Origin of the sequence: Pseudomonas sp. NFPP02 (assembly GCF_900119355.1) — a bacterium.
In the GTDB taxonomy this organism is placed as follows: Bacteria; Pseudomonadota; Gammaproteobacteria; order Pseudomonadales; family Pseudomonadaceae; genus Aquipseudomonas; species Aquipseudomonas paracarnis.
This window is the reverse complement of the sequence record NZ_FPJI01000002.1, coordinates 398537-415813: the sequence shown is the minus strand read 5'-3', so window position 1 is coordinate 415813 and position 17277 is coordinate 398537. Positions and strand designations below refer to the sequence as shown.

The window sequence follows — 17277 nt, the reverse complement described above, 5'->3', positions numbered from 1 at the left end:
AGGAAGCAGGCACAGTTCACCTCTACCGCACCACTTCAAACTCATGGCCCAAGGCCAGGCAGTGGCTGAGCCATTCGCCGAGGAACACATTGAGCTGTGCTTTCTCATCGGGCTGGTGCATGAACACATTCGGGTAAGGATAGATGCTGCGAAAGCGTCGTGCGTGCTCGGCGCTGATCACTTCGGCCATACGGGCGTCGTGGTAGACCTGTACTTCCAGTTGCGGCACCGGCAACCACGGCAGGCTGTGTTCCTGGCGCACCCGCAGGGTGGTGGTGTACGGGCAGGTGAGAATGACTTCCAGGGTCAGCACACCGAGCATCTGGTCGCCATGGGTGACAGCAATGCGCCGCGCCTGGGGGGCGTGGCGCATGTCGGGGAGCAGGCGCATCAGCCGCGCATAGTTGGCCTCGCAGGCCGCTTGCAGCCCGACCAGGTCAACTCGATAACGTTCCCGTGCCTTTACTGCCATAACCCCCTCACTTCCGCGCGATTAAGCGCAAGCCATTGCAGGGCGATAATGCTGGCTGCGTTGGAAATCTTGCCATCGCGCACCGCCTGCAAGGCATCTTCGAATGCCCAGACGGTGACGCGGATGTCTTCTGCTTCTTCTTCCAATCCATGGACACCACCCGCGCCCGAGCTGTCGCATCGGCCCAGGTACAGGTGGACAAATTCAGTACTGCCGCCCGGCGACGGGAAATACTTGGTGATCGGCCACAGCGCGGAGAATGTCAGCCCAGCTTCCTCCTCGGCCTCGCGGTGTGCAACCTCCTCGGGTTGCTCATCCTTGTCAATCAGGCCGGCGACCATCTCCACCAGCCAGGGGTTGTCGGCGCGGCCCATGGCGCCGACGCGGAACTGTTCGATCAACACCACCTCATCGCGCAGCGGGTCGTAGGGCAGCACGCACACGGCGTCGTGACGCACGAACACCTCGCGGTTGATCACCCGGCTCATGCCGCCGTCAAATTTTTCGTGGCGCAGTTGCACGCGATCGAGCTTGTAGAAGCCTTTATAGGCATTGTCACGCTGAACAATCTCGATCTTGTTCGGCGTCGACTTCGCGATGTCCGTCATGGTGTCCCTCGTTAAGCTCGTGCAATGGGCGCCATCCTAACGCGCCGACGCCCGTTGATGCAGCCCCTTTGCGGTTGCCGGGAGAGGCGGCGAGCGTCAAACTCACTGCAATCAGTTTAGTGGCGAACTGGCGGCCACGTTGGCAGTCCAAGCGCTACTCTTTTCGCTTTCCATCGATTTACGAAGGACACACATGTCGCTTTTAAAAATCGCCTCCGTGGCCTGTATTGCCTTGACCCTGGGTGCTTGCCAGAGCCTGTTCCAACCGGCCTATCTCAAGCCGCTGGACGTTACCACCGACAAATCCGAGCAGATCAAGCCCGGCTGTGACAGCCCGGCCTGCCCGCTGGTGAACATCGACACCGTGCATTTCCCCACCGAGCCACAACTCGACAGCCTGGTGGAACAGCGTTTGCTGCAAATGACCCGCACCACGCCTGGCGCCAGCGTCCCGGCGAGCCTGAACGCCTACCGGAACACCTTCCTGCGTGAGTCGCCGGACCGCCATGGCATGTACTTGCAAGCCAAGGTACGTGACCAGCATGACGGACTGGTGATCGTTGAAGTGTCCAGTTACCTGGACACCGGCGTCGCCCACGGCGAGCCAGGCCGCGGGTTTATCAACTATTCACGGATTCTGCATAAGGAACTGACCCTGGCCGACATGCTGTTGCCCGGCCAGGAGCAGGCCTTCTGGAATACCGCTAAAGTTGCCCACAACAGCTGGTTGATCAGCACCAAGATGGATCGCGATCCGGAGTTCGTGAAGAGCTGGCCGTTCCAGAAAACCCCGAACGTGGCCCTGACCAGCGGCGGCGTGGTGCTCAAGTACAACGTCAGTACCATCGCCCCTTACGCACAGGGGCTGATCGAAATCACCCTGCCCTATACGCGCCTCACCGGCGTGATCAAGCCTGAGCTGATGCCGGCACGCCGCTGATCGGTTGTTATTGCAGGGAGAGATTGGGTGTTTGTCAGATCGCTATCGCGGGCAAGCCCGACTCCCACAGGGGACCGGCTGTGAACACAAAATCTGTGTCCACTTAGGCCAACTGTGGGAGCCGGGCTTGCCCGCGATGACGGCGGTGCAGGCACCGCCGCCTAGGGATCAGACCTTCTTGTAGAGCTGGCTACCTTCCTGTTTGAAACGCTCAGCCTGCTCGGCCAAGCCCTTGGCCACGTCCACATCCACCGCATCGATGCGCTGGTTGGCCGCGTACTCACGCACCTCATGGGTGACCTTCATCGAGCAGAATTTAGGCCCACACATGGAGCAGAAATGCGCGACCTTGGCCGATTCCTTGGGCAACGTCTCGTCGTGGAATGCCCGTGCGGTGTCCGGGTCCAGGCCGAGGTTGAACTGGTCTTCCCAGCGGAATTCGAAGCGCGCCTTGCTCAGGGCGTTATCGCGAATCTGCGCGCCAGGGTGGCCTTTGGCAAGGTCGGCCGCGTGGGCCGCAATCTTGTAGGTGATGATCCCGGTCTTCACGTCATCCTTGTTCGGCAGCCCCAAGTGCTCCTTGGGCGTGACGTAGCAGAGCATGGCGCAACCGAACCAGCCGATCATCGCCGCACCGATACCCGAGGTGATGTGGTCGTAGCCCGGCGCAATATCAGTGGTCAGCGGGCCGAGGGTGTAGAACGGCGCCTCGTCGCAGCACTCCAGCTGCTTGTCCATGTTCTCTTTGATCAGTTGCATCGGCACATGGCCGGGGCCTTCGATCATGGTTTGTACGTCGTGCTTCCAGGCGATCTTGGTCAGCTCGCCCAGAGTCTCCAGTTCACCGAATTGCGCAGCGTCGTTGGCATCGGCCACCGACCCCGGGCGCAGGCCATCCCCCAGGGAGAAGCTGACGTCATAGGCCTTCATGATTTCGCAGATCTCTTCGAAGTGCGTGTAGGCGAAGTTTTCCTTGTGATGGGCCAAGCACCACTTGGCCATGATCGCGCCGCCACGGCTGACAATGCCGGTGACGCGATTGGCGGTCAGCGGCACGTAGCGCAGCAATACGCCGGCGTGAATGGTGAAGTAGTCCACGCCTTGCTCAGCCTGTTCGATCAGGGTGTCGCGGAACAGCTCCCAGGTCAGGTCTTCGGCAACACCGTCGACTTTTTCCAGGGCCTGGTAGATAGGCACGGTGCCGATCGGCACGGGCGAGTTACGGATGATCCACTCGCGGGTTTCATGGATATGTTTGCCGGTGGACAGGTCCATGATGTTGTCCGAGCCCCAGCGAATGCCCCAGGTCATCTTCGCCACTTCTTCTTCAATGGACGAACCCAAGGCGCTGTTGCCGATGTTGCCGTTGATCTTCACCAGGAAGTTACGGCCGATAATCATCGGCTCCAGCTCAGTGTGGTTGATGTTGGCCGGGATGATTGCGCGGCCGCGGGCGATTTCTTCGCGCACGAACTCGGGAGTGATGATTTTCGGAATACTGGCGCCGAAGCTGTGCCCGGCATGTTGTTGCTTGAGCAGGCCGCTGGCGCGGGCTTCCTCAAGCTTCATGTTTTCGCGGATGGCCACGTATTCCATTTCTGGCGTGATGATGCCTTTGCGCGCGTAGTGCATCTGGCTGACGTTGGCGCCGGCCTTGGCCCGACGCGGGTTTTGCAGGTGGGCAAAGCGCAGGTAGGCCAGGTCGGGGTTATCCAGACGTTCCTGGCCGTAGCGTGAACTCAAGCAGGCCAGCCGCTCGGTGTCACCACGCTCTTCGATCCACGGCGAGCGCACATCGGCCAAGCCTTTGCGCACGTCGATGATGACATTGGGGTCGGTATAGGGGCCGGAGGTATCGTAGACCACTACAGGGGCGTTGATTTCGCCACCAAACTCAGTGGGGGTCACATCCAGGCTGATTTCACGCATCGGCACGCGAATATCCGGGCGGGAGCCCTGCACGTAGATTTTTTGCGAGCGGGTAAATGGCTGCACGGAGCCGGAGTCGACCTTGGCCGATTCACTCAGGTGCACGGTATTTTTTAGTTTTGTACTCATCACAGGCTCTCCAACTTATCCAGGCGGTGGATTTTTGTCGGAGCGAACCTGTGACGGACGGACGCACTGGAACCAGTGCTGTGCTTGGCGCACGAGGGCTGTTCGATTGTCGAACAACATCCCGGACGAAGCACAAGAGGACTCGCCGGGTGACGAGAAATCTTGTTCCCTACGCAGGCGCTAACCTGATCAGGTTCAACGGGATCCGGTATTTACCGATCTCAGCCTTCCAACAAGGCACCCCGACAAGAACGCGGCCAGTCTAGACCATGGCGTGGGCAAATTGCCAATAGCGGTGCATTCAGCGTGATGAATGGCGTGATCGTGGGATTGTTGTGTGACGGTACGGCCACTACACTCGGGCACGGCCTCAAGGCTTGACGCCAGGCATGGCCAGCCTTAGCCTTGGGCACTGAATTATCACCGTAATATTCTTACTAGGGATCGCCTCATGCTGCGCAAACTCTCACTGGCTGTTGCCGTGTCTTGTGCGACCAACGGACTGGTCTGGGCAGCTGAAGCGCCCTTGTCCGCCAATACCGACCTGGTCAGCGTCTATCAGGAAGCGGCGAACAACAACGCCGACCTGGCCGCTGCCCGTGCGCAGTACGGCGCGCAAAAAGAAGTAGTGCCCCAGGCCCGCGCAGGTTTGCTGCCGAATCTGTCGGCCGGCGCCGACAGCAATAACGTACGTACCCAGATCGACCAACCGGCCGCCACGGCCAACCGTGACGCCCACTCCTGGCGGGCCACCCTGAGCCAGCCGCTGTTCCGTGCCGACCGCTGGTTCCAGCTGCAAGCCGCCCAAGCCGTTAACGAGCAAGCCTCGCTGCAACTGTCGGCCTCCGAGCAGAACCTGATTTTGCAAAGTGCCGAGAGCTACTTCGCCGTGCTGCGCGCCCAGGACAACCTGGCGTCGACCAAGGCCGAAGAAAATGCCTTCAAGCGCCAGCTCGACCAGTCCAACGAACGCTTCGATGTGGGCCTGTCGGACAAGACCGATGTGCTGCAATCCCAGGCCAGCTACGACACTGCCCGGGCCAACCGCATCCTGGCCCAGCGTCAGGTGGACGACGCTTTCGAAGCGCTGATCACCCTGACCAACCGCCAATACAACTCGATTCAGGGTATCGTCCACACGCTGCCGGTGCTGCCGCCGGCACCGAACGACGCCAAGGCCTGGGTCGAAACTGCCGGGCGCCAGAACCTTAACCTGCTCGCCAGCAATTACGCGGTAACCGCCGCCGAAGAGACCCTCCGGCAGCGCAAGGCCGGCCACTTGCCGACGCTCGATGCGGTTGCGCAATACGAAAAAGGCGACAACGACGCCCTGGGCTTCAGCAACCCGAATCAGTTGCCCATCCCGTACGGTGGCGATGTGTCGCAACGCACCGTCGGCCTGCGCTTGAACATCCCGATCTACAGCGGCGGCCTCACCAGTTCGCAAGTGCGCGAATCCTATTCGCGCCTCGACCAGACCGAGCAACAGCGCGAAGGCCTACGCCGCCAGGTAGTGGAAAACACCCGTAACCTGCACCGTGCAGTCAACACCGATGTGGAGCAGGTACAGGCACGCCGTCAGTCGATCATCTCCAACCAGAGCGCGGTGGAAGCCACGGAAATCGGCTATCAGGTGGGCACGCGCAACATCGTCGACGTACTGGATTCACAGCGCCAGTTGTACGCGTCGGTGCGCAACTACAACAACAGCCGCTACGACTACATCCTCGATAACCTGCGCTTGAAGCAGGCGGCAGGCACGCTCAACCCAGGGGATTTGCAGGATCTGGCGCGCTACCTCAAGGCCGACTACAACCCGGACAAAGACTTCCTGCCGCCGGACCTGGCCAAAGCCGCTGCCGAACAGCTCAAGGCCCGCCCCGGCTATTAAGCGCACCGCCGAACCCATGTGGGAGCTGGCTTGCCTGCGATGCAGACACCTCGGTATATCTGGTACACCGAGGTGATGCTATCGCAGGCAAGCCAGCTCCCACATTGGGTTGGTGTGGTCAGTGTTTGATCAGTTTGTCCAAGCCATCCAGTAAACGCTTTAACGCGCCCTGGTTGGCCTGCATCACCTTGAGCCCAGCCTGCGCCATCTTGCGTGCGTCCTGGGGCAACTCAAACAACTGTCGCACCGCTTCGGCCAGCCCATCGGCATCGTCCACCTCTCGCAAAGCCCCGGCGTCGCGCATCATCGCGGTGATGTCAAGGAAGTTGAAGACATGCGGGCCCATGATCAGCGGTTTACCCAGCGCCGCCGGTTCCAGCGGGTTGTGCCCGCCGGTCGGCACCAGGCTGCCACCGACAAATGCGCTGTCGGCCAGGGCGTAAAGAAACAGCAATTCGCCCATGGTGTCGCCAAGCAGCACCGCGGTTTGCTCGGTGACCGGCTCACCGCTGGAGCGACGCACGGTGGCAAACCCTTGCTGCACGCAGCGCTCAAACGTCGGGCCAAAGCGCTCCTGATGACGGGGCACCAGAATCAGCAGTGCATTGGGATAGTTCGCCAGCAACTGGCGATGAGCTGCCAGCACCACGTCGTCTTCACCTTCGTGGGTACTGGCGGCGATCCAGACCGGACGCTCGCTGGCGCCCCATTGTTCACGCAGGGCGGCGGCGCGGGCCGTCAACTGAGAGTCGATGCTCAGGTCGAACTTGATCGAGCCGGTCACTTCCACGGTTTCAGGCCGTGCGCCCAGGCCGCGAAAACGTTCGGCCTCTGTCTCGGTCTGTACCGCGAACAAGCTCATTTCTGCCAGCATCGGCGCCGTCAGCTTGGCAAATCGCGCATACCCCTTGGCCGAACGCGCCGACAGCCGCGCATTGGCCAGCGCCACCGGGATACCGCGCTGGGCGCAGGCATGGATATGGTTGGGCCACAGCTCGGTTTCCATGATCACCGCCAGCGTAGGCTGCACGCGGTCGAGAAAACGCTTGGCGGCGCAGGGCAAGTCGTACGGCAAATAGCAGTGCTGGATGCGCGGTTCGTTGGCAAATAGCGCCTGGATACGCTCGGAACCTGTGGGTGTCATGCAGGTGACAGTCATCGGCAGCTGTGGATAACGCTCCAATAAGCCGCGAATCATCGGGGCGGCGGCAATGCTTTCGCCGACCGACACCGCGTGCACCCAGATCCCGCCGGGCCGCATCACCGGCAACCCATAGGAAAACCGCTCGCCCACCCGCTTGGCATAGGCCGGCGCTTTGCGCGCACGCAACCACAAGCGTAAAGCCACCAACGGCAGCGCCAGGTAAAACAGACAGCTGTAGAGAGTTCTATTCATGGCGGCGGAGTTTATCGGCTTTTTCAGTCGATCGCCTGCAAGCACTCGGCAAAACGTTTGGCCAAGAAGCGAGCGGCGGGCCCCAGGTGCTCGTCGCGGCGCCACACCAGTTCCACCACCAGGGCGGGCGGGGTCCATTCGCTGGCCAATTCGACCATCTGTTGCTGGTAGGTCGGGTATTGCACGATATGCCGAGGCAGCCAGGCCCAGCCCAGGCCACTCATCAGCCATTCGGCCAATACGTAGAAGCTGTCGGCGCGCCACACCAGGGGGCTGGCCGCCTCGCTGCCGGGGTAGACGCTGGTCTGGGTCGACATCAGCAACTGCCGAAACTGGGCCAGGTGTTGGCACGTCACGTACTGCTCCTTGGCCAACGGGTGATTGACTCCACACACCGTGACCATTTCCACACTGCCCACCACCCTTCGCTCCAGGGCTTCAGGAATCTGGTCGTGATAGAACAACAGCCCCAGGTCCGCCTTGCGCTCCACCAGCTTGCGCGCCACATCGCCCTGAGCCGCGCTGGACAACTGCACCTCCAGCAGCGGGTAGTGCACCGCCAGCGCCTCCAGGCTGTCGAGCACAGGCTGGAACAACATCGCCTCATCCTGGGCCAGGCGCAGGCCGGCCTCCTCGCCGCGGGTCAACGACAACGCCCGGCCCGTGAGGCGCTCACACTGGCGCAGCACCTCACGCGCTTCCTCCAACAATACACTGCCGGCCTCGGTCAGGCGCGGTTGCCGGCCGCTGCTACGTTCGAACAGGACAACGCCCAAGTCCGCCTCCAGCAGGGCAATGCCATTGCTGACCGCCGATTGCGCCTTGCGCTGCCCACGGGCCACGGCAGAAAACGAACGCTGCTCGGCGACGCTGACAAACAGCCGCATCTGCTCCAGATCCCAGTGCACGCTCATGGCTCAACCCATCTCAATTCCAGATAGGTAATGACTTTACCCCATCTGGCGAACCTCTAGAATGCCGACCTTATCAAATGCGCATCACGTCGAGGATTGCCCCATGAATGCCGCCTACTACTACTTGGCCATCGCCATCTGCTCGGAAGTGATCGCCACCGTTTCCATGAAAGCCATCAAAGGCTGGAGCACCCCTATTCCGTTGCTGCTGGTGATCGTCGGTTACGGCGTGGCGTTCTGGATGCTGACCCTGGTGGTGCGCACCGTGCCGGTCGGCGTGGCGTACGCGGTATGGGCCGGGATGGGCATCGTGATGGTCAGCATCGCGGCGTTGTTCATCTATGGGCAGAAGCTGGATGTACCGGCGATGCTGGGGATGGGCCTGATTGTGCTGGGCGTGGTGGTGATTCAGCTGTTCTCGAAAACCGCCGGGCACTGACCGCCACTCAACAGCCTGTATACTGCGCCTCTTGTCTTGAACACTGAGGTCGCCGATGCCATCCGTTATTTCCACCGACGTTCTGATTGTCGGCGCCGGGGTTGCCGGCCTCTGGCTCAATGCGCGCCTGCGCGGCCAGGGGTTTTCCACGGTACTGGTGGAAAGCGCCACCCTGGGCGGCGGGCAAAGCCTGAAGTCCCAGGGGATCATTCACGGCGGTGCGAAATACGCCCTGCATGGCGCCCTCACCGGCGCCTCCGAAGCCATTGCCGATATGCCGCGCCGCTGGCGTGAAGCCCTGGCCGGCAGCGGCGAGCTGGACCTGTCCGGTGTGCGCGTGCTGTCCCAGGCGCATTACTTGTGGTCGCCCGGGACGATTGCCGGCAACCTCACCAGCTTTTTTGCCAGCAAGGCCGTGCGTGGCCGCGTCGATCAGGTCAAGGGCGACGAACTGCCCCTGGCGCTGCAGGACCGTCGCTTCAAAGGCAAGGTCTATCGCTTGGCCGAGCTGGTGGTGGACGTGCCCAGCCTGATCAACCGCCTGGCGCAATTGGCCGGTGACGGTCTGCTTGCTGGTCAGCACATCGAACCGTTGCTAGAGGGTGGCACCCTGGTGGGCTTGAAGGTCGATGGCCGTGAAATCCGCGCCCAGCGCATAGTCCTGAGCGCTGGCGGCGGCACGGCAGACTTGCTCGCCGCCTTGGGCCATAGCCAGCCGGCCATGCAAAAACGCCCGCTGCACATGATCATCGCCAAAGGCCCAGGCCTCAAGCCGCTGTACGCCCACTGCCTGGGCGGCGGCACCAAGCCGCGTCTCACCGTGACCACCCACCCGGCCGCGGATGGCAATTGGGTTTGGTACATGGGCGGTGATATCGCCGAGGCTGACGGTGTGGGGCGTACGCCTGAAGAACAGATCGCCACCGCGCAAAAAGAGCTGGCGCAACTGCTGCCCTGGATCGACATGAGCCAGACTCAGTGGGCCACCCTGCGGGTGGATCGCGCCGAGCCGCTGCAATCGGGGCTGAGCCGTCCCGATAACGCGTTCCTTGCCGAAGACGGCCGTCTGCTGGTGGGCTGGCCCACCAAACTGGCCCTGGCGCCGGACTTCGCCGACCGCGTACTCCACGCCCTGGAGCGCGACGGCATACGCCCCAGCGCCAGCGCCCCTCTGCCCGAACTGCCAACCCCGGCAATCGGCCAACCCGCCTGGGAGCAACTGTTGCCATGAGCCTGCCAACCCTGCACGACCTGCATCGCCCCCTGGGCAGCACCGGCCTGCTGGTGTCGCCCCTGGGCCTGGGCACCGTCAAGTTGGGCCGCGACCAAGGGGTGAAATATCCCAACGGCTTTCAGATCCCTGGCGACGACGACGCCCGCATGTTGTTGCGCCAGGCCCGCGAGCTGGGCATCAACCTGATCGACACCGCGCCGGCCTACGGCATGAGCGAAGAGCGCCTGGGGCCGCTGCTGCGTGACCAGCGCAAGGACTGGGTAATCGTCAGCAAGGTTGGCGAAGAGTTTGCCAATGGCGTGTCCCACCACGATTTCAGCGCGGCCCATACGCGAATGTCGATTGAACGCAGCCTGAAACGACTTGAAACGGATTTTATCGACCTGGTGCTGGTGCACTCCGACGGCAACGACTTGCATATCCTCAATGATTGCGAGGTTTACCAGACCCTGGCGCAGCTGAAGAAAGACGGCAAGATCCGCGGTTTCGGCTTCTCCGGCAAAACCGTCGAAGGCGGGGTGAAAGCGCTGGAGCAGGGCGACTGTGCGATGGTCACCTACAACCTCAACGAACAGGCTGAGAAGGCCGTGATCGACTATGCGGCCGCCCACGGCAAGGGCATCCTGGTGAAAAAGGCGCTGGCCAGCGGCCACGTATGCCTGGAACCGGGAATGGATCCAATTCAGGCCAGTTTCACCTTGTTGTTCGCGCAAACGGGCGTCGCCAGTGCTATTGTCGGGACCATTAATCCGCTGCACCTGGCCCATAACGTAGCAACTGCTGCCCGGGTCATTCGTCAACTCTGATGCCGCCCACGCGGCCGACCCCGTCGCAAGAAGGAGCCGACATGCCGCGTACGCTCATAAGAAAGAACCCCAGCAACTTCAAGACACTGCCGCTGCACGTCGAAGCCACCCCCGAAGGCCTGAGCTACCAGAGCGTCGGCATGCCGCTCAACTTCGCCCAGACCCTGCAACGGCGCAAGCCGGTCGAGGTACCAGATGCCGAACGCTTCGCCCTGGAACTGGCGAACCTCGGCGTCTCGGTACGCCTGACCCTGCACTGGCAAAACAAGGACTACTGGGTGCTGGTGCGCCAACGCCGCCAGGACCGTGGCGATGTGGTGCTCAAGCTGATCTCCGGCTACGTCCCGGCCCATGAACTGAACCTGCCGCTGCACACCGCCATCCAGGAAATTGCCGAAGAGTGTCTGCTCGAAACCCCAGAAGGCTGGCTCGGCGGGCGCTTCAACGACACCTGGCTGCCGGCGCCCTACTCCGCCGCCCTGCATTACCGCGAGGCCCTACCGTTTCGGCTCAGCCCCTTGTCCGGCGCCGCACGCCCGGTACGCTGCGCCACCATGCAACTGATCGAGCGCCCACGGGCCTATGTGCACCTGCCGACCGCCTCGCTGCAATTGATTTATGACCTGCGCCTGGAAGTGCCGAAGGAAGCCAAGTCCCTCAGCTTGTTTCATGTGGATGAGCGTTTGGAGGGTGACCAACTGGTGGCGCGCCTGGACCGTCAGCGCCCGGACCTGTACTTGATGCCGCTCAAAGATGGCGAGCCACTGGCAGAGTTGTACACGGTCAAGAAAGACCAACTGTACCCGGCCAGCACGCGCGGCCTCTATCTGGCGGAAAGTTTTGCCCAGCAAGAGGGATGGCTGGTGCGCGATGAGCGGATTCGCTGGAAGGATTGGCTCAGGCAGCAGGGCCTGGCAGAACCGGAAAAAGACTCCAAGCTCAAGCGCTTGACCGGCAAGGCACGGCAGATGCTGCGCAAGATCGTGCCGAAGAAAAGCTAGGGGCGAGCAGGCTCGCCCCACGGGGTATCACTCGTTGTTGCGGATCTTCTCGACAATCGCAGTGGTGGAGCTGTTTTCAACCAACCCCAGCACTTTGACCGTGCCGCCGTAGGCGCTGACGATGTCCGCACCGACTACCTGATCGACAGTGTAGTCACCACCCTTGACCAGCACGTCGGGCTTGACCTGGGCCAACAGGTTTTCCGGGGTGCCTTCGGAGAAGCTGATCACCCAGTCCACCGCGCCCAGGCCCGCGAGTACCGCCATGCGCCGGTCAACACTGTTGATCGGGCGGCCAGGACCTTTCAAGCGGCTGACCGAAGCGTCATCGTTGACCGCAACGATCAAGCGATCGCCTTGGGCGCTTGCCTGCTCCAGGTACGTCACATGCCCGGCGTGCAGGATGTCAAAGCAGCCGTTGGTGAACACAATGCTTTCGTTGTGAGCTCGAGCATCGTCAATTGCCAGCAGCAACTGCTCCAGGCCCAGCACACCGCGCTCCGAGCCTTCGGAACGCTGGATCGCACGGCGCAACTCAGGTGCGCTGATGGCTGCAGTACCCAGCTTGCCCACCACAATGCCCGCGGCCAGGTTAGCCAAGGCCACGGCGTGGGGCAGTTCCTCGCCAGCCGCGATAGACGCAGCCAGAGTAGAGATTACCGTGTCACCGGCGCCCGTAACGTCAAACACTTCACGGGCACGCGCCGGCAGGTGCATCGCCGGGTGACCCGGACGCAACAGGGTCATACCGTGCTCGCCACGGGTCACCAGCAAGGCGCCCAAGTCGAGATCGGCCATCAGCGCCGCGCCCTTGCTCACCAGTTCGTGCTCATCAGCGCAACCGCCGACGATGGTTTCGAACTCACTGAGGTTGGGCGTGAGCAGGCTGGCGCCTCGGTAAACCGAGAAGTCCTTGCCCTTGGGATCGGCCAACACCGGAATGTTGCGAGCCTTGGCGGCCTGGATCAACACCTGGTGATTCTGCAAGGCGCCTTTGCCGTAGTCGGACAACACCAGCACCTTGATACCGTCGAGCAGCGCGTCGACCTGGTCGCCGAGGGCCAGGGCGTCGGTGGCGAAGGGTTCTTCGAAATCGATACGCAGCAACTGCTGGTGACGGCTCATGACCCGCAGCTTGACGATCGTCGGCTGATGAGCGATGCGCTGGAACAACGCATGCACGCCGGCACCCTGCAGGCTGTTGGCCAGACTTTCGGCCGCTTCGTCGTCGCCGGTCACCCCCACCAGGGAGGCCGGGGCGCCGAGGGCGGCAATATTGAGCGCGACGTTGGCAGCGCCACCTGGGCGGTCTTCGATTTGCTCGACCTTGACGACCGGTACCGGAGCCTCAGGGGAAATCCGTGAGGTACCACCATGCCAGTAACGGTCGAGCATGACATCGCCGACCACCAAGACAGCGGCTTGATTGAATCGCGGCATGGACAACTTCATGGAGCAACCCACATACAAAATGAACAGGGGCGCGATATTAGCACAGGGTTTGCGATGGCTTGCGACCACCGCAGGGCAAATGTGGGAGGGGATTTGCTCTCTGTAGGAGCGAGCTTGCTCGCGAAAAACTCACAGACGCCGCGTTTATTCAGGAAGCGCGGTTTATCGTTGAGGTTTTTCGCGAGCGAGCTCGCTCCTACATTTCCTTTACACCGTGATGCCGGTTGGATCAGGTGATATCAGCCTGCACCGGTGCATCCAGACCCATGGCATGCAGGCGGGCGTAGTAACCGTTCTGCGCCAACAACTCGCCATGGGTACCACGCTCGACAATCCGCCCGTCGTCCATCACCAGGATCAGGTCAGCCTTCTCGATGGTGGACAAACGGTGCGCGATCACCAGGGTCGTGCGGCCTTGCATGACCTTATCGAGTGCCGCCTGGATATGCCGCTCGGACTCGGTATCGAGGGCCGAGGTGGCCTCGTCGAGGATCAGCAACGGCGCGTTCTTGAGCAATGCACGGGCAATCGCCAAGCGCTGGCGCTGGCCGCCGGACAACAGCACACCGTTCTCACCCACCTGGGTATCGAAGCCCTTGGGCAACTGATCGATGAAGTCCTTCGCATTGGCATCCGCTGCCGCCGCTTCCACATCGGCACGAGGTGCACCGGCCAGGTCGCCGTAGGCGATGTTGTTGGTCACAGTGTCGCTGAACAGGGTCACATGCTGGGTGACCTGGGCAATGTGTTTGCGCAGGTTGAGCAACTTGTAGTCTTCAATCTCGATGCCATCGAGCAGGATTTCACCGCTTTCATGATGGTAAAAGCGCGGGATCAGGCTGGCCAGGGTCGACTTGCCACTGCCCGAGCGCCCCACCAGCGCAATCATCTGCCCAGGCTCGGCGGTGAAGCTGATGTCCTTGAGCACATGGCGATCGGTGCCAGGGTAGGTGAAGTTCAGGTGACGAACTTCCAGGCGACCGCTGACCTTGTCGCGTTCGAGAGTGCCGTGGTCGACCTCCACGTCTTCGTCCAGCTGTTCGAAGATACTTTCGGCGCCCGCCACACCTTTCTGAATAGTCGAGCTGACCTCCGAGAGCTGGCGGATCGGCTTGGGCAACAAGCCCGCCAGAGTGATGTAGGCCACCATGTCACCCGCCGAGGCGTCGCCACGCAGGTACAGCACCAGGAACATCAGCACGGCCATGGCGGAGTAGATCACCAATTGCAGCGCCGGGGTGTAGATCGCCCCGGTGCGGGTCATGCGCAGTTGCTTGTTGGTGTTGCTCTGGCTGGCCTTGAAAAAGCGCTTCTGTTCGTAGATTTCACCGCCGAAGCTGCGCACCACGCGGTAGCCCTGGATGGTCTCCGAGGCCACATGGGTCACGTCGCCCATGGCCACCTGGATCTTCTTGCTCTGCTTACGGAATTTCTTGCTGGCGGTACTGACCATCACGGCAATCAACGGCAGGATCGCGATCATTACCAACGTGAGGCGCCAGTTCATGTACAGCAAGGAGGCGAACAGGAAGATCACCGTCATGCCTTCGCGGATCACCACCTTGATAGCATCGGTCGCGGCCCCCGTGACCATGGTCACGTTGAAGGTGATGCGGGAAATCAGATGCCCGGAGTTGTGATTATCGAAGTAGCGGTTGGGCAGCGTCAGCAGGTTGTTGAACAGTTGCACCCGCAAGTCGTGGACCAGACCCAGGGAGACCTTGGCCAACAGGTAGTTGCCCAGGAACGAGCCAAGGCCCTGCCAGGCCGCGATCAGGATGATCAGCAGCGGCACTGCCTGCAGCAATTGCAGGTCGCGCAAAAAGGGCACGGTCGGGAATAGCACAGCTTCCGGATTGGAGAGACCGTCGACAAAGTACTTGAGGATGTAACCCAGCATCGGTTGGGTCGACGCGAAAATCAGAAATCCAAGGATACTCAACGCGAACAAGCCCATATAGGGCTTAACGTAACTGAGCAGGCGGAAGTATATTTTCAAGCTCGAAGGGCTTGCGCTCGGACTGGAGTCGGTCATATCACGCGGCGTTTTGAAAAAGGAGGCTGACTTTAGCACAGCTTCTCTGTTGTACTTGCACCCGGCGTAAGCCGCGGCCCGGTTGGATCCTACCGGCGACATTACTTAGCCACTAGCTTAAGATGGTCGGCTTTCTATTTCTGGAATGGCTTTACTGTATGCACTCCAAGCGCCTTACCTATGGCTCAAATCGCGTTTTCGACTTCCTGGTCCTATGGATTTTGCCTGTTGGCTTGCTGCTGCTCCTGAGTGCACTGTTCTTTGTCGGCAATCGCAATGTACTGCACCGCATTGTCTACATCCTGTTCAGCGTACCGACCTTGTTTCTGTTGTGCATGCGCCCTCGGGAATTCAAGGACCTGCTGCGCGAGCCCCTGGCAATCGCGTTCCTGGCGTTCTCCGCCTGGGCGTTGACCAGTCTGCTCTGGAGCCCGGCGCCCAGTTCCGATACTGACCTGTTCAAGCGACCATTGAATACCTTCATGCTGTTTGGCGGCTGCGGTCTGCTGCTGCATTACCGCAACGAATTGTTCAAGCCGATCTTCTTCAGCGCTGCGGTGATTGCGCTGGTGGTCAGCCTGGGTAACCTGGTGGCGTTCGCCAAGGGTTATTCGCCCGGCATGCGCATGATCGGCGGCCTGGGCGCCCTGGACAACCCACTGCTCAGCTCGCATCTGTTTGGCTTTTTCACGGTGTACTGGCTGTATGTCTGCATGACTACCCAGCGTCTCAAGGTGCTGTGGTTCAGCGTTCCGGCCCTGGCGGTCATGACCGCCGCGGTTTTGGCAACCGGTTCACGTACTGCATTAGTAGCGTTGACGCTGGCCATCCTATGGTTGAGCTTTGTCAGCCGTAACCGCCGCGCAGCGATGCTTTTCGCCGGTATGGTGCTGGGTGCAGCCGGGCTCTTGTTGTTTTTCCCCGAAATGATCACTGGACGCGGCAGCTCGTTCCGACTCGAACTGTGGACCATGACATTACAGCTCATCGCCGAACACCCCTGGATTGGGCATAGCTACGATTCCGAGCTATACCTGACCGTATCCGATGGCTACCAACTGCGCGAACCCCACAGCTTCGCCCTCGGGGTGCTTTATTACGTCGGCATCATCGGCTTTATCCCCTGGGCCTTCATGCTCGGTTGGGCTCTATACAAAAGTCTGCAGCAACGCGCCCAGCCGCTGTTCATCCTGGCTTCGTCACTGCTGGCCTACGGCATCGGTGCGGGCCTGACCGAGGGCGGCGGCATTCTGTCGCGCCCTAAGGAGCACTGGTTCCTGCTGTGGATTCCGTTGGCAATTATCACCGGCCTGAGCCTCGCCCAGCGCCATCGCAGCCTGCTGCGCATGCCGGTGCAGAACCTCAAGCCCGCAGCGTTTGAACAACTTTGCAGCAACGCCCATGTGATTGAAGCCGATGGCCTGGGTCCCAAAGTCCTGCGCCTGGAGGACGGCAGTTTCCTCAAGCTGTTCCGCCCACGCCGCTGGTACACCTCCGGCAGCTTCAACCCGTACTCCGAGCGCTTTGCCAGCAACAGCGAGCAACTGCGCACCCTGGGCATTCCTACCCCGCACATCCTCGGGCTCTACCGCCTGAGCGACGCCAGCAGCGCGGTGCGCTACACGCCGTTGCCCGGCCTGACGTTGCGCCAAGCGCTGCAAAGCCTGGACAGCAGCCTGCGTGAATCACTGGTTGAGCGCTTTGGACGGTTCATGGCGCAACTGCACGAGCGCGGCGTGTACTTCCGTTCGCTGCACTTGGGTAACGTGTTGTTGATGGACGACGGTGAGTTCGCCCTGATCGACGTGGCTGACCTGCGCATCTACCCGTCTTCACTGCGTTACGCCTTGCGCCAACGCAACCTGCGCCACATGCAACGTTATCCTCAGGATCGCAACTGGCTGTTCGAAACGCACTTCGAACAATTGGTCAAAGGTTACGCCTCGGAGGCGAGCCCAGCGGCCACTGCGAAAATCCGCGAGCAGGTCCAGAGCCTGTAAACACCTGTAGGAGCGAGCTTGCTCGCGAAAA

At 61.3% G+C, this 17277-nt stretch carries 14 protein-coding genes and 1 riboswitch; of the genes, 7 read left to right on the top strand and 7 right to left on the bottom strand.

From position 1 onward, the window contains the following. Window positions 1–22: 22 nt before the first annotated feature. Both BT204_RS05260 and BT204_RS05255 read right to left on the bottom strand, forming a co-directional pair. Window positions 23–472, bottom strand: coding sequence for a DUF1249 domain-containing protein (locus BT204_RS05260; RefSeq protein ID WP_072445878.1), 450 nt, complete (start codon window positions 470–472; stop codon window positions 23–25). Further along, on the bottom strand, window positions 463–1080 hold the full coding sequence (locus tag BT204_RS05255; RefSeq protein WP_034125636.1) for an NUDIX domain-containing protein: 618 nt from the start codon (window positions 1078–1080) through the stop codon (window positions 463–465). Before BT204_RS05255 ends, BT204_RS05260 begins: the two co-directional genes overlap by 10 nt. 193 nt (window positions 1081–1273) lie before the next feature. On the opposite strand from BT204_RS05255, the gene BT204_RS05250 reads away from it, so the two are divergent. Then, complete coding sequence (locus tag BT204_RS05250) at window positions 1274–2020, top strand: RsiV family protein (protein ID WP_014716648.1); 747 nt, start codon at window positions 1274–1276, stop codon at window positions 2018–2020. A gap of 168 nt (window positions 2021–2188) precedes the next feature. Here the strand turns inward: BT204_RS05250 and thiC are convergent, their stop codons facing one another. Beyond that, entirely contained in the window at window positions 2189–4078 is a 1890-nt protein-coding gene (thiC, locus tag BT204_RS05245) for a phosphomethylpyrimidine synthase ThiC (protein ID WP_034125634.1), read from the bottom strand. Between the two features lie 149 nt (window positions 4079–4227). After that, window positions 4228–4333: riboswitch (TPP riboswitch) on the bottom strand. A 196-nt stretch (window positions 4334–4529) separates the two neighbouring features. Between thiC and BT204_RS05240 the strand changes: the two genes are divergently transcribed. After that, complete coding sequence (locus tag BT204_RS05240) at window positions 4530–5969, top strand: TolC family outer membrane protein (RefSeq protein ID WP_032893875.1); 1440 nt, start codon at window positions 4530–4532, stop codon at window positions 5967–5969. A gap of 118 nt (window positions 5970–6087) precedes the next feature. Here the strand turns inward: BT204_RS05240 and waaA are convergent, their stop codons facing one another. Both waaA and BT204_RS05225 read right to left on the bottom strand, forming a co-directional pair. After that, on the bottom strand, window positions 6088–7365 hold the full coding sequence (gene waaA, locus BT204_RS05230) for a lipid IV(A) 3-deoxy-D-manno-octulosonic acid transferase (protein WP_072445876.1): 1278 nt from the start codon (window positions 7363–7365) through the stop codon (window positions 6088–6090). A 23-nt stretch (window positions 7366–7388) separates the two neighbouring features. Then, complete coding sequence (locus tag BT204_RS05225; protein ID WP_072445874.1) at window positions 7389–8279, bottom strand: LysR family transcriptional regulator; 891 nt, start codon at window positions 8277–8279, stop codon at window positions 7389–7391. Between the two features lie 103 nt (window positions 8280–8382). Here BT204_RS05225 and BT204_RS05220 point away from each other — a divergent pair, with 103 nt between their 5' ends. The 4 genes from BT204_RS05220 to BT204_RS05205 are packed head-to-tail and all read left to right on the top strand — an operon-like array spanning window position 8383 to window position 11759. Next, window positions 8383–8718, top strand: coding sequence for a DMT family transporter (locus tag BT204_RS05220; RefSeq protein ID WP_003188013.1), 336 nt, complete (start codon window positions 8383–8385; stop codon window positions 8716–8718). A 55-nt stretch (window positions 8719–8773) separates the two neighbouring features. Beyond that, complete coding sequence (locus tag BT204_RS05215; protein ID WP_072445872.1) at window positions 8774–9949, top strand: NAD(P)/FAD-dependent oxidoreductase; 1176 nt, start codon at window positions 8774–8776, stop codon at window positions 9947–9949. Further along, the gene (locus BT204_RS05210) at window positions 9946–10758 is read left to right on the top strand and encodes an aldo/keto reductase (RefSeq protein WP_034125629.1); all 813 of its coding nucleotides are present in this window, start codon (window positions 9946–9948) and stop codon (window positions 10756–10758) included. Before BT204_RS05215 ends, BT204_RS05210 begins: the two co-directional genes overlap by 4 nt. Window positions 10759–10799: 41 nt before the next feature. After that, window positions 10800–11759, top strand: a complete 960-nt coding sequence (locus BT204_RS05205) for a hypothetical protein (RefSeq protein WP_003188010.1) — start codon at window positions 10800–10802, stop codon at window positions 11757–11759. A 27-nt stretch (window positions 11760–11786) separates the two neighbouring features. On the opposite strand, the gene hldE is transcribed toward BT204_RS05205, so the two are convergent. Continuing rightward, a complete protein-coding gene (gene hldE, locus BT204_RS05200) occupies window positions 11787–13211 on the bottom strand; it encodes a bifunctional D-glycero-beta-D-manno-heptose-7-phosphate kinase/D-glycero-beta-D-manno-heptose 1-phosphate adenylyltransferase HldE (protein WP_034125865.1) in 1425 nt (474 codons plus the stop codon). A gap of 229 nt (window positions 13212–13440) precedes the next feature. Next, window positions 13441–15246 (bottom strand): lipid A export permease/ATP-binding protein MsbA, encoded by a 1806-nt coding sequence (msbA, locus tag BT204_RS05195; protein WP_054918872.1) that lies wholly within the window; start codon window positions 15244–15246, stop codon window positions 13441–13443. 158 nt (window positions 15247–15404) lie between these two features. On the opposite strand from msbA, the gene BT204_RS05190 reads away from it, so the two are divergent. Then, a complete protein-coding gene (locus BT204_RS05190; protein WP_072445870.1) occupies window positions 15405–17246 on the top strand; it encodes an O-antigen ligase family protein in 1842 nt (613 codons plus the stop codon). The last annotated feature ends 31 nt before the right edge of the window (window positions 17247–17277 follow it).